10 protein-coding genes are annotated in these 13,483 nt (G+C 72.2%); 9 read left to right on the top strand and 1 reads right to left on the bottom strand.

What is annotated here, in order from left to right; genetic code table 11:
* Positions 1-139 precede the first annotated feature (139 nt).
* Positions 140-1,486 carry a UDP-N-acetylglucosamine 1-carboxyvinyltransferase gene (gene murA, locus ACZ7MF_RS22445; protein ID WP_356858586.1) on the bottom strand — a complete coding sequence of 449 codons (1,347 nt, stop codon included), beginning with the start codon at positions 1,484-1,486 and terminating at the stop codon, positions 140-142.
* Between the two features lie 233 nt (positions 1,487-1,719).
* On the opposite strand from murA, the gene ACZ7MF_RS22450 reads away from it, so the two are divergent.
* The 9 genes from ACZ7MF_RS22450 (at position 1,720) to ACZ7MF_RS22490 (ending at position 13,357) form a co-directional block, all read left to right on the top strand.
* Positions 1,720-2,292, top strand: a complete 573-nt coding sequence (locus tag ACZ7MF_RS22450) for a YqgE/AlgH family protein (RefSeq protein ID WP_042826249.1) — start codon at positions 1,720-1,722, stop codon at positions 2,290-2,292.
* A gap of 30 nt (positions 2,293-2,322) precedes the next feature.
* Entirely contained in the window at positions 2,323-2,607 is a 285-nt protein-coding gene (locus ACZ7MF_RS22455) for a DUF3039 domain-containing protein (RefSeq protein ID WP_356858584.1), read from the top strand.
* A gap of 242 nt (positions 2,608-2,849) precedes the next feature.
* Positions 2,850-4,148, top strand: a complete 1,299-nt coding sequence (locus tag ACZ7MF_RS22460) for an extracellular solute-binding protein (RefSeq protein WP_471479110.1) — start codon at positions 2,850-2,852, stop codon at positions 4,146-4,148.
* Positions 4,145-5,137 carry a carbohydrate ABC transporter permease gene (locus ACZ7MF_RS22465; protein ID WP_471479112.1) on the top strand — a complete coding sequence of 331 codons (993 nt, stop codon included), beginning with the start codon at positions 4,145-4,147 and terminating at the stop codon, positions 5,135-5,137. The genes ACZ7MF_RS22460 and ACZ7MF_RS22465 overlap by 4 nt, the downstream gene beginning before the upstream one ends.
* On the top strand, positions 5,134-5,979 hold the full coding sequence (locus tag ACZ7MF_RS22470; RefSeq protein WP_356858578.1) for a carbohydrate ABC transporter permease: 846 nt from the start codon (positions 5,134-5,136) through the stop codon (positions 5,977-5,979). The genes ACZ7MF_RS22465 and ACZ7MF_RS22470 overlap by 4 nt, the downstream gene beginning before the upstream one ends.
* A gap of 13 nt (positions 5,980-5,992) precedes the next feature.
* Entirely contained in the window at positions 5,993-7,630 is a 1,638-nt protein-coding gene (locus ACZ7MF_RS22475; RefSeq protein WP_471480088.1) for a beta-N-acetylhexosaminidase, read from the top strand.
* 242 nt (positions 7,631-7,872) lie between these two features.
* Entirely contained in the window at positions 7,873-8,766 is an 894-nt protein-coding gene (locus ACZ7MF_RS22480) for an FAD binding domain-containing protein (protein ID WP_052841719.1), read from the top strand.
* Complete coding sequence (locus tag ACZ7MF_RS22485) at positions 8,763-11,039, top strand: (2Fe-2S)-binding protein (protein ID WP_471479113.1); 2,277 nt, start codon at positions 8,763-8,765, stop codon at positions 11,037-11,039. Before ACZ7MF_RS22480 ends, ACZ7MF_RS22485 begins: the two co-directional genes overlap by 4 nt.
* On the top strand, positions 11,036-13,357 hold the full coding sequence (locus tag ACZ7MF_RS22490) for a xanthine dehydrogenase family protein molybdopterin-binding subunit (RefSeq protein WP_471479115.1): 2,322 nt from the start codon (positions 11,036-11,038) through the stop codon (positions 13,355-13,357). The genes ACZ7MF_RS22485 and ACZ7MF_RS22490 overlap by 4 nt, the downstream gene beginning before the upstream one ends.
* Positions 13,358-13,483: the final 126 nt, after the last annotated feature.

Below are 13,483 nucleotides of genomic sequence, written 5' to 3' on the forward strand. Positions count from 1 at the left end.
AAGAGCTGCGGGAAAGATCTCAGAGAATGGGGAAAAGAGGTGAACCCCCAGGAAAACACATTGTGAGAACGAACACACATACCCGGGGGGTATTCCCCCCCCCCCCCGGTCCCCCCCCCCACCGGCGTATGTGCGTGCGTCAGCCGAGTGCCTTGCCCGGGAGTTCCACCTTCGCGCCCAGTTCGACGAGCTTGTCCATGAAGTTCTCGTAGCCGCGGTTGATCAGGTCGATGCCGTGCACCCGGGAGGTGCCCTGGGCCGCGAGGGCGGCGATCAGGTACGAGAAGCCGCCGCGCAGGTCGGGGATGACCAGGTCGGCGCCCTCCAGCTTGGTCGGCCCGGAGACCACGGCCGAGTGCAGGAAGTTGCGCTGGCCGAAACGGCAGTGGGAACCGCCCAGGCACTCCCGGTAGAGCTGGATGTGGGCGCCCATCTGGTTGAGCGCCGAGGTGAAGCCCAGCCGGGACTCGTAGACCGTCTCGTGGACGATGGACAGTCCCGTGGCCTGCGTCAGCGCCACCACCAGGGGCTGCTGCCAGTCGGTCTGGAAGCCGGGGTGCACGTCCGTCTCCAGGGCGATGGACTTCAGCCGGCCGCCCGGGTGCCAGAAGCGGATGCCCTCGTCGTCGATCTCGAAGGCGCCGCCCACCTTCCGGAAGGTGTTGAGGAACGTCATCATCGAGCGCTGCTGGGCCCCGCGGACGTAGACGTTGCCCTCGGTGGCCAGGGCCGCGGAGGCCCAGGAGGCGGCCTCCAGGCGGTCCGAGAGGGCACGGTGGGTGTAACCGCCCAGCTCGTCCACGCCCGTGATGCGGATCGTGCGGTCGGTGTCCATCGCGATGATCGCGCCCATTTTCTGCAGGACGCAGATCAGGTCCTCGATCTCGGGTTCGACGGCCGCGTTGGACAGCTCCGTGACGCCCTCGGCCAGCACGGCCGTCAGCAGCACCTGCTCGGTCGCGCCGACGGACGGGTACGGCAGGTTGATCTTCGTACCGCGCAGCCGCTGCGGAGCCTCCAGGTACTGGCCGTCCGCCCGCTTCTCGATCGTCGCGCCGAACTGCCGCAGCACGTCGAAGTGGAAGTCGATCGGCCGCCCGCCGATGTCGCAGCCGCCCAGGCCCGGGATGAAGGCGTGCCCGAGACGGTGCAGCAGCGGGCCGCAGAACAGGATCGGGATGCGCGACGAGCCCGCGTGGGCATCGATGTCGGCGACGTTCGCGCTCTCCACGTGCGTCGGGTCCATCACCAGCTCGCCGGGCTCCTCGCCCGGACGGACGGTCACCCCGTGCAGCTGCAGCAGTCCGCGTACGACCCGCACGTCGCGGATGTCCGGCACGTTGCGCAGCCGGCTCGGCGCACTGCCCAGCAGGGCCGCCACCATGGCCTTCGGCACGAGGTTCTTCGCACCGCGGACCCGGATCTCGCCCTCCAGCGGGGTTCCGCCGTGGACAAGCAGTACGTCATCAGCGCCGTTGACGGTCATGAATCTCGCGTTCCGTGGGGTTGGGCAGGGGCCAGAAGGGAAAGGGTAATCGTCTTGTACCCCCCATCCATGCGCCTGCGCACGGTCCGGCAACGTCATGGATTTGTCACAACACGCGGTGTTCACCGGCGCGTACGGGGGGTCACGATCCAGGGGCGTGCGCGGGTGCGTGTTCACTCCCGTGCCCCCGATTGCCTCCCCACCGGAGGGGAACATGCGGGATCATGTCTGGCATGACCGAGGTGTCCTCGCTCACGGGGCGGCTGCTCGTGGCAACGCCCGCCCTGGCGGACCCGAACTTCGAGCGTGCGGTGGTGCTCCTCCTCGACCACGACGAGGAGGGCTCCCTCGGTGTCGTCCTCAACCGTCCCACGCCCGTCGACGTGGGCGACATCCTGGAGGACTGGGCGGACCTGGCCGGTGAGCCGGGCGTCGTCTTCCAGGGCGGCCCGGTGTCCCTGGACTCGGCCCTCGGTGTCGCCGTCGTCCCCGGCGGGGCGTCGGGCGAGCGGGCGCCGCTGGGCTGGCGCCGGGTGCACGGCGCGATCGGCCTGGTGGACCTGGAGGCGCCGCCGGAGCTGCTGGCGTCCGCCGTGGGCGCGCTGCGGATCTTCGCCGGGTACGCGGGCTGGGGGCCCGGCCAGCTGGAGGACGAGCTGACCGAGGGTGCCTGGTACGTGGTCGAGTCCGAGCCCGGTGACGTCTCCTCGCCGTTCCCGGAGAGACTCTGGCGCGAGGTGCTGCGCCGCCAGCGGGGCGACCTGGCGATGGTGGCGACGTATCCGGACGACCCTTCGCTCAACTGAAGCGTGTGAGCTTCAGTACCCTTGGCCGTTATGAGCACTCTCGAGCCCGAGCGCGGGACAGGTACGGGAACCCTCGTCGAGCCGGCGCCGCAGACGTCCCACGGCGACGGCGATCACGAGCGCTTCGCGCATTACGTCCAGAAGGACAAGATCATGGCGAGCGCCCTCGACGGCACCCCCGTCGTGGCGCTGTGCGGCAAGGTCTGGGTACCGGGCCGCGATCCGAAGAAGTACCCCGTCTGCCCCATGTGCAAGGAGATCTACGAGTCCATGAGCGGTGGCGGGGACGAGGGCAAGGGCGGCGACAAGAAGTAGGCGCCGGGCGCCGGGAAGCGGCGCCGCTGCCCGTACAGACCTCGCAGATCTTCCCGAAGGCCCCCGGAGTGTGCCCGCGCGCACTCCGGGGGCCTTCGTGCGTCCGGGCTGATTAACAAAGAGGTTTACGAATTGGTTCAGACCTCTTGTGGACAGGTTCATGTCTCCCTACGCTCCTGGGTGTTGTGCAGAGCGAAACCGTCATTGCATATGTTGCAACGCACGCTCGGAGGAAAGACTCCATGAAGCTCGCCCCCCGCCTTGCCGTACTGCTGGCCGCGGCCGTCGTCGCCGCGACGGCCTGCGCACCCCAGGCGTCCGACAACTCCTCCTCCGGCAAGGACGAGAAGAGCGGCACCCTGCGCGTCTGGCTGTTCCAGGAGGTCAACAACAAGCCGAAGGAAAAGGTCGTCGACGCGGCCCTCGCCGACTTCGAGAAGGCGCATGCGGACACGAAGGTCACCGTGGAGTACATCCCGGTCGAGACCCGCGCCCAGCGCATCAAGGCCGCCTTCAACGACCCGAAGAGCGCCCCCGACGTCATCGAGTTCGGCAACACCGACACCGCCGGTTACGTGAAGGACGGCGGACTCGCCGACATATCCGGGGAGTTCGCGGCCTGGGACGAGGCCAAGGACGCCGACCCCACCGCCCGCCAGTCGGTCACCGTGGACGGAAAGGTTTACGGCGCCCCCTACTTCGTCGGCGTCCGCGCCCTCTACTACCGCACCGACGTCTTCGACGAGCTCGGTCTCGAACCTCCCAAGTCGCTGGCGGAACTGGCGTCCACCGCCAAGAAGGTGCACGCCGCGAAGCCCGACCTCTACGGCATCGCGGTCGGCGGCGCCTACACCTACGGCGCGATGCCGTTCATCTGGGCCAACGGCGGTGAACTCGCCACCGGCAAGGGCGGCTCGTACGCCTCCGCGATCGACAGCGCCGCCGCCCAGAAGGGCATCGAGGCGTACACGTCCCTGTTCGGGGACGGCAACTGCCCCGCCGCCAAGTGCGCCGGCATGACCGGCAACGACACCGTCACCGCCTTCGCCTCCGGCAAGGCGGCCATGGCCATCGGCGGCGACTTCAGCCACCAGGCCGTGGAGGCCGGCAAGGCGAAGGGCAAGTACGCGGTCGTGCCGCTGCCGGGCGTCGAGTCCGGGTCCATCGCTCCCGCCTTCGCGGGCGGCAACAACATCGGCGTGCTGAAGAGCACCTCGCACCGCACCCTCGCCGTCGACCTGATGAAGCGGCTCGCGTCGAAGAAGGCGCAGGGCGAACTGTTCGACGCGATGGGCTTCCTGCCGACCTTCACGGACGTACGGCAGCAGGTGGCGGCGAAGGAGCCGTTCGTGAAGCCGTTCGTCGACACGCTCGCCGCGGGCACGAAGTTCGTCCCGGCGTCTCCCGCGTGGGCGACGATCGACTCCTCGCTGGTGCTGCCGACGATGTTCCAGGAGGTGGTCAGCGGCAAGAAGGACGTGGGCGCTGCCGCTGGGGATGCCGCGAAGAAGATGGACGACGCGTTTGGCTCCGCCGGATGACGGGTTCGCCTATGAGCTCGGGGAGTGTGGTGCGTGGGCGGGTGCGGCGTCGTCGTGGCTTGTCGCGCCCGCGCGGCGGTAGCCGCAAATCCAACACAGCCCCGCGCCCCTTCCGGGGCTCCTCCAGTACCCCTTGGTTGTATCTCGCCCCCGCTCTTGTCGTCCTTGGTGGGCTGCTCGTTTACCCCGTTTACCAGCTCGGGCTGATCTCCTTTCTGGAGTACACGCAGGCCCAGGTCAGTGGTGGGGAGCCGGCGACGTTCCAGGGGTTCGGGAACTATGCCGAGCTGTTCGGGGACGGGGAGTTCTGGCGGGTGCTGCTCGCCACCGTCGTGTTCGCGGCCGCCTGTGTGGTGTCCACGCTGGCCGTCGGGTGTGCGCTCGCCGTGCTGCTGACGCGGGTGCGGGCCCTGCCGCGACTGGCGTTGATGCTGGCGGGACTGGGCGCCTGGGCGACCCCGGCGGTCACCGGGTCGACGGTCTGGCTGCTGCTGTTCGACCCGGACTTCGGGCCCGTCAACCGGATGCTGGGCCTCGGCGACCACTCCTGGACGTACGGGCGCTACAGCGCCTTCCTGCTGGTGCTGCTCGAAGTGGTCTGGTGCTCCTTCCCGTTCGTCATGGTGACCGTCTACGCCGGGATCCGGGCCGTACCGTCCGAGGTGCTGGAGGCCGCGTCACTGGACGGGGCCTCGCAGTGGCGGATCTGGCGCTCGGTGCTCGCGCCGATGCTCCGGCCGATCCTGGTGGTCGTCACCATCCAGTCGGTCATCTGGGACTTCAAGGTCTTCACCCAGATCTACGTCATGACCAACGGCGGCGGCATCGCCGGCCAGAACATGGTCCTGAACGTCTACGCCTACCAGAAGGCCTTCGCGTCCTCGCAGTACAGCCTCGGCTCCGCGATCGGCGTGGTCATGCTGCTGATCCTGCTCGCGGTGACGCTGCTCTACCTGCGGCTGCTGCGCCGCCAGGGGGAGGAGCTGTGAATCTTCTGCGCGCGCGAGTGCGCCGTCCGTGGCGGCTCGCGGCCGAGGTGTCCGCACTGCTGATCGCGGTGGTCGTCGCCTTCCCGCTGTACTGGATGGTGCTGAGCGCCTTCAAACCGGCCGGGGAGATCGAGTCGAGCGAGCCCCGGCCCTGGACGCTGACCCCCTCGCTGGACTCCTTCCGGCGGGTGTTCGAGCAGCAGGAATTCGGCCGTTACTTTCTCAACAGCCTGATCGTGGCGGGTTCCGTGGTGATCGCCTCGGCGTTGATCGCGTTCCTCGCGGCGACCGCGGTGACGCGTTTCCGGTTCCGTTTCCGGACCACCCTGCTGATCATGTTCCTGGTGGCCCAGATGGTGCCCGTGGAGGCGCTCACCATCCCGCTGTTCTTCCTCATGCGGGACTTCGGCCAGCTGAACACGCTGGGTTCGCTGATCCTGCCCCACATCGCCTTCTCGCTGCCCTTCGCGATCTGGATGCTGCGGGGCTTCGTGAAAGCGGTGCCGGAGGCCCTGGAAGAGGCCGCCCACATCGACGGGGCGAGCCGGAGCCGCTTTCTCTGGCAGATCCTTTTCCCGCTGGTCTTCCCGGGTCTCGTGGCCACCAGCGTCTTCTCCTTCATCTCGACCTGGAACGACTTCCTGTTCGCCAAGTCGTTCATCATCAGCGACACCTCCCAGTCGACGCTGCCGATGGCGCTGCTGGTCTTCTACAAGCCGGACGATCCCGACTGGGGCGGCGTCATGGCCGCGTCCACGGTGATGACGATTCCGGTGCTGGTCTTCTTCGTACTCGTACAACGACGACTCGTCTCCGGCCTCGGCGGAGCGGTAAAGGACTGACAACGTGACGGACCTGACGGACCTGACGGACGTGACGGACGCGACCGACGTGATTCCCCGGCCGCGGCACGCGGCGGCCCGGGACGCCTTCTTCGACCTCGGCCCCGACACACGGCTGGTGGCCGGCGAAGGCGCCGAGCACACCGAGCGCTGGCTGCGCGCCACCCTGGGCGCGGCCACCGGCCTGCCGCTGGCTCCCGGCGCGGGTGGCGGCGGCGTCGTCCGGCTGTCCCTTGACGGGGAACTCGCCGACGAGGGCTACCGCCTCGACATCGCGGCGGACGGCGTGCGGCTCACCGGCGGCGGGCCCGCCGGCCTCTTCTGGGGCGCCCAGACCCTGCGCCAGCTGCTCGGCCCGGACGCCTTCCGGCGTGCCCCGCTGCCCGGCCGCCGGTGGCGGCTGCCGCTGGGCCGCATCGAGGACGCGCCCCGCTTCGGCTGGCGCGGACTGATGCTGGACGTCTCCCGGCACTTCATGCCGAAGGACGGCGTCCTGCGCCAACTGGACCTGATGGCCGCCCACAAACTCAACGTCCTGCACTTCCACCTGACGGACGACCAGGGCTGGCGCATCGAGATCAAACGCCACCCGAAGCTCACCGAGACCGGCTCCTGGCGCTCCCGCACGAAATACGGTCACCGGGCCTCGCCGCTGTGGGAGGACAAACCCCACGGCGGCTACTACACGCAGGAGGACATCCGGGAGATCGTCGCCTACGCGGCCGCACGGCACATCACCGTCGTTCCCGAAATCGACGTGCCCGGACACTCGCAGGCCGCCATCGCGGCGTATCCGGAACTCGGCAACACCGATGTGACCGACACCACCGCGCTCTCCGTCTGGGACACCTGGGGGGTGTCCCCGAACGTCCTCGCCCCCACCGAGAACACGCTGCGCTTCTACGAGGGCGTGTTCGAGGAAATCCTGGAGCTTTTCCCCTCCGAGTTCGTCCACATCGGCGGCGACGAATGCCCCAAGGACCAGTGGCGGGCCTCGGCCACCGCGCAGGCGCGGATGGCGGAACTCGGCCTCGCCGACGAGGACGAACTCCAGTCCTGGTTCATCCAGCACTTCGACACCTGGCTCGCCGGACGCGGGCGCCGGCTCATCGGCTGGGACGAGATCCTGGAGGGCGGACTCGCCAAGGGCGCGGCCGTCTCCTCCTGGCGCGGTTACGCGGGCGGGATCGCCGCCGCGCGCGCGGGGCACGACGTCGTGATGTGCCCCGAGCAGCAGGTGTACCTGAACTTCCGGGAGGACGGCGGCGAGGACGAACCGGTGCCGATCGCCTTCGTACGCACCCTGGAGGACGTCTACCGGTTCGAGCCGGTTCCGGCGGAACTGACCCCTCAGGAGTCCGGACATGTGATCGGCACCCAGGCGAACCTGTGGACCGAGGTGACGGAGAACCAGGAGCGGGTGGACTACCAGCTCTTCCCGCGGCTCGCCGCCTTCGCCGAGGTCGCCTGGAGCGACCTGCCCGCCCCTGCCGACCGGGACTACGCCGCCTTCGAGCGGCGGATGGCCACCCACTACCGGCGGCTCGACGCCCTGGGCGTCGCCTACCGCCCGCCGACCGGCCCGCGGCCCTGGCAGCGGCGGCCCGGTGTGCTCGGCCGCCCGATGGACGGGCCGCCACCGAACAAGTAAGAGAAACGCCCCTAAACGTCACCGAAGAGTGGCAACTCGCGCGCATCACGCGTAGCTCCGATCATCGGAGATCCCGTACGAAAACGGACCATCTCACCGGCGAGGCGGGCGAATGCCTCCTAGCGGACCCCTGCGTTCGGGCCCTGCGAAGATGTGCCAGAGTTGCCACGTCCACCCTGTCGGGTCGTACCGTACGGCCACATGGGCGGGACCAGGTGGGACAGCGGGAAGGGGCAGTCGGTTTGACCACGCACGCACCGCAGGCGGCGCAGGCCGTCACGCTGCCCACGACACTGGACGAGGCCGTGGCGGCGCTCACCGCGATGCCCGCGGCCGTTCCGGTCGCGGGCGGCACCGACCTGATGGCGGCCGTCAACTCCGGGCAGCTCAGGCCCGCCGCGCTGGTGGGTCTCGGCCGGATCAGCGAGATCCGCGGCTGGCAGTACCAGGACGGGCACGCGCTGCTCGGCGCGGGCCTCACCCATGCCCGCATGGGCCGCCCCGACTTCGCCGCGCTCATCCCGGCGCTCGCCGCCGCCGCACGCGCCGCCGGACCGCCGCAGATCCGCAACGCGGGCACCCTCGGCGGCAACATCGCCTCCGCCGCCCCCACCGGGGACGCGCTGCCGGTGCTGGCCGCCCTGGAGGCCACACTGATCATCGCGGGCCCGGACGGGGCCCGCCGGGAGATGCCGGTCTCGCACCTGCTGGCGGGCATGGAGATGCTCCGCGCGGGAGAACTCATCGGCTACGTGCGCGTGCCGCTGCTGCACGCGCCGCAGGTCTTCCTGAAGGCGACCGGCCGCACCGGACCCGGCCGCGCGACGGCCTCCGTGGCGCTGGTCCTCGACCCGGCCAGGCGCGGTGTGCGGTGCGCGGTGGGCGCCATCGCGCCGATGCCGCTGCGGCCCCTGGAGGCCGAGCAGTGGGTGGCCTCGCTCATCGACTGGGACAACGGCCGGGCCGTCGTCCCCGAGGCGCTGCACGGCTTCGGCGAGTACGTGGCCGCGGCCTGCATCCCCGACGCGGCCCCGGACGAGGACGGCTCCGTGCCGCAACTTCCGCCCGCCGTACTGCACCTGCGGCGCACCGTCGCCGCGCTGGCCCGACGAGCACTGGGGAGGGCCCTGTCGTGACCGACGACCAGCACGGCGACCCGCACGGCGATCAGCACGGCCAGGGCGCCCCGCCGGGCGGCAGCCGCTGGGACCCGCTGCCCCAGGGAGACTACGACGACGGCGCGACCGCCTTCGTGAAACTCCCCGAGGGCGGCGTGGACGCGCTCCTCGCCTCCTCCGACAGCCCGCTCGCCGCGCCGGGACACGGCTACGTGCCGCCCCAGATCACGGTCGCGCCCGCCACCACCGCCGGCACCGACCCCTCCGCCACCGGCTCCTGGGCGGTGCCGTCGGCACCGTCCGCGCCCGTGGACGGCACCCAGTGGCAGGTTCCGGACGCCGGTCAGGACCCCGCCGCCCACCAGGGGTACGACACGTACCCGGCCCAGCAGGACCCGTACGGCGGGGCGGCGCCCTACGACGTGAACGCCGGGCCGGGCGTCCCCGGGCACGACGACCGGTTCGCCTACCAGCCGGGCCCCACCGGACAGTGGGACTTCTCCCAGGCCGCGCAGGCCGCCCAGGCGTCCCAGGCCGAGGCGGACGCCGCGGCGGCCCGGCAGGCGGCCGGCCAGGACGTGACCGGGCAGTGGTCCATCCCCGTCGCCGACGGCGACCTGCCGGACGAGTCGGGCGAGTTCACCACGTCGTCCCTGGCCGAGCAGTGGGGCACCGGTGCCCCGGCCACCCTCCCCGGCGGCGCTCCGGCGCCCTGGGCGACGCAGCCGGCCGGGCAGCCCTGGGGCGAGGACGCGCCGCGGACCGGACCGGCCGGACCGGCCGGACCGGCCGGACCGGCCGGACCGGCCGACGAGGAGCGACCCGCCGCGAGCGGGCACGAATACGGCTCCCCCACGAGCGGACACGGGGCGGGGCACGGCGCCGACACGGGCCACCGTTCCGACGCCGACGTGAGCACGCACGGGCCGGACTCGACCGCGTACGGGCCGGACTCGACCGGGTACGGCTCCGATTCCGGCGCCGACGCGGGCCGTGGCCCCGACGCTGCCGCCGGCTCGCACGGGCGGGGCTCGCCCGCGCCCGGGGCCGACCCCGTTCCGAACGTGCACGGACACGGCTCCACCGCGAGCGGGCACGGGGAAGGGCACGGCCCTGACCCGGCCGCATCCGTGCACCGGCACGACCCCGCCGTGAGCCCGGACGGGCCGCGCCCCGCCGACGGTTCGTACGCCCACGCGCCCGGTGACGACGCCGAGCCCGTGGCCGAAGCCGCCGGGCCCGGTCCCGGCGTCCGGGTGCCCGACGGGACGCCCGCGGGTAGCGGGACGGTCACCGACGGGCCCCGTGGGGCCGAGGAGGCCCCTGAAGGCCCGGCAGGGCGTTCCGCGGGCCCCCGCGAGGAGCCGAGGGCCGGATCCCGTCCGGAGGCCGCTGAAGGCCCCGTGACGGGCCGGGCGCCGACCGCCGGCCGGGAGCGCATGCCCGAGCCCGCCCGGGAGCACGGAGCGACCGAGGCGGCGGACCCGGGCGACGCCCGTACCGACGCGGCGGACGCCGGGAGCGACACGGACGGACCCGAGCCCGCCGCCGACGGCGTCCCCGACGCGGCCCAGGAGCCGTCGGTGCCCGCCGGGCCGCAGGACGAGCACCCCCTCGCCTCCTACGTGCTGCGTGTCAACGGCGCCGACCGCCCCGTCACCGACGCCTGGATCGGCGAGTCGCTGCTGTACGTGCTGCGCGAGCGGCTCGGCCTCGCGGGCGCCAAGGACGGCTGCTCGCAGGGCGAGTGCGGCGCCTGCAACGTGCAGGTCGACGGGCGGCTCGTCGCCTCCTGCCTGGTCCCGTCCGTGACCGCGGCCGGCAGCGAGGTGCGCACCGTCGAGGGCCTGGCCACCGACGGACAGCCCTCGGACGTGCAGCGGGCGCTCGCCCGGCGCGGCGCCGTCCAGTGCGGCTTCTGCGTGCCCGGCATGGCGATGACCGTGCACAACCTCCTGGAGGGCAACCCGGCCCCGACCGAGCTGGAGGCCCGCCAGGCCCTGTGCGGCAACCTGTGCCGCTGCTCCGGCTACCGGGGCGTCCTGGAGGCGGTCCAGGAGGTCGTCGCCGAACGCGCGGCGCACACCGACGCCGACGCGCAGGCCGGACCGGACCCCGAGGAGCCCCGCATCCCGCACCAGGCCGGTCCCGGCGCGGGCGGCGTCAACCCGGCGGCGTTCGAGGCACAGCCACCACCGGGGGCGCGGGACGCGACCGGACCGCACGACCGGCCGCCCTACGGCGACCACGGAGACCACGGCACCCACGGCCGGGACGGAGGCCACGCGTGAGCAACGACGCCGCGACTGCGGAGGCCGAGGGGACCGCCGAGGCGGCGACCCCCGTCCCCGACCCGATCCCGCACGGCCTCGGCGCTTCCCTGCCGCCCGCCGACGCCCGCGCCAAGACCGAGGGCACCTTCCCGTACGCCGCCGACCTGTGGGCCGAGGGCCTGCTGTGGGCCGCCGTGCTGCGCTCACCGCACCCGCGCGCCCGCATCGTGTCCATCGACACCACCCACGCGCGCGAGATGCCCGGCGTACGGGCGGTCGTCACGCACGAGGACGTGCCCGGCACCCCGCTGCACGGCCGAGGTGGCCAGGCCGACCGTCCGGTGTTCGCCTCCGAGGCCGTACGCCACCACGGCGAGCCGCTCGCCGCCGTCGCCGCCGACCACCCGGACACCGCGCGGATGGCCGCCGCCGCCGTCATCGTCGAGTACGAGCTGCTCGACCCGGTCACCGACCCGGAGCAGGCCTTCGAGGCCGAGCCGCTGCACCCCGACGGCAACCTGATCCGGCACATCCCGCTGCGCCACGGCGACCCGGACGCGGCCGGAGAGGTCGTCGTCGAGGGCCTGTACCGCATCGGCCGCCAGGACCCGGCCCCCATAGGAGCCGAGGCGGGTCTGGCCGTACCGCGCCCCGACGGCGGCGTGGAGCTGTACCTGGCCTCCACCGACCCGCACGGCGACCGCGACATCGCCGCCGCCTGCTACGGCCTGTCGCCCGAACAGGTGAAGATCGTCGTCACCGGGGTGCCGGGTGCCACCGCCGACCGCGAGGACCAGGGCTTCCAGCTGCCGCTCGGACTGCTGGCGCTGAAGACCGGCTGCCCGGTGAAACTGACCGCCACGCGCGAGGAGTCCTTCCTCGGGCACACCCACCGCCACCCCACCCTCCTGCGCTACCGCCACCACGCGGACGCCGAGGGCCGGATCGTGAAGGTCGAGGCGCAGATCCTGCTCGACGCGGGCGCCTACGCGGACACCTCGTCCGACGCCCTGGCCGCCGCGGTGTCCTTCGCCTGCGGCCCGTACGTCGTGCCGAACGCCTTCATCGAGGGCTGGGCGGTGCGCACCAACAACCCGCCCTCCGGCCATGTGCGCGGCGAGGGCGCGATGCAGGTCTGCGCGGCGTACGAGGCGCAGATGGACAAGGTCGCCAAGAAGCTCGGCCTGGACCCGGCCGAGGTGCGGCTGCGCAACGTCCTGGCCACCGGCGACGTGCTCCCCACCGGCCAGACGGTCACGTGTCCCGCCCCGGTCGCCGAACTCCTCCAGGCGGTCCGCGACTTCCCCCTGCCCGCCCTGCCCAAGGACACGCCCGAGGACGAGTGGCTGCTGCCCGGCGGCCCCGAGGGCGCGGGCGAACCGGGCGCGGTGCGCCGGGGCGTGGGCTACGGCATCGGCATGGTGCACATGCTCGGCGCCGAGGGCGCGGACGAGGTCTCCACGGCCACCGTGAAGGTCCAGGACGGCGTGGCGACGGTGCTGTGCGCGGCCGTCGAGACCGGCCAGGGCTTCACCACCCTGGCCCGGCAGATCGTGCAGGACACCCTCGGCGTCGACGAGGTGCAGGTGGCGCCCGTCGACACCGACCAGCCCCCGGCGGGCCCGGGCTGCCGCGGGCGGCACACCTGGGTGTCGGGCGGCGCGGTGGAACGGGCGGCCAAGATGGTCCGTACCCAGCTCCTCCAGCCGCTGGCCCACCAGTTCGGGATGTCCACGGAGCTGCTCCAGATCGCCGACGGCAAGATCACCTCGTACGACGGCGTGCTGTCGACGACGGTCACCGAGGCGCTGGACGGCAAGGAACTGTGGGCCACCGCCCAGTGCCGCCCGCACCCCACGGAGCCGCTCGACGAGGCCGGGCAGGGCGACGCGTTCGTCGGCATGGCCTTCTGCGCGATCCGCGCGGTGGTCGACGTCGACATCGAGATCGGCTCGGTACGCGTGGTGGAGCTGGCCGTCGCCCAGGACGTCGGCCGCGTCCTGAACCCGGCCCAGCTGACCGCCCGCATCGAGGCGGGCGTCACCCAGGGCGTCGGTATCGCGCTCACGGAGAACCTCCGCACCCCGCGCGGCCTGATCCGCCACCCCGACCTGACCGGCTACGCCCTCCCGACGGCGCTCGACACCCCCGACATCCGGATCGTGAAGCTCGTCGAGGAACGCGACGTGGTCGCGCCCTTCGGCGCCAAGGCCGTCAGCGCGGTACCGGTGGTGGCCTCCCCGGCGGCCGTCGCCTCCGCGGTGCGCGCGGCCACGGGACGCCCGGTGAACCGGCTCCCGATCCGCCCGCAGGCCGCGGTGGCCACCGGTCACTGAGCCACTCGCGCGCATGAGGCAACGGGCGCGCGCCCCGGTGCGTCCTACGAGGCGAACGGGGTCCGTGCGCAGGCGCGTTGTCAGTGGTGGCGCGTAGTCTCCGAAGGAGCGCGAACGGCAGCCGCC

Source organism: Streptomyces sp. NPDC111628 (genome assembly GCF_055635195.1).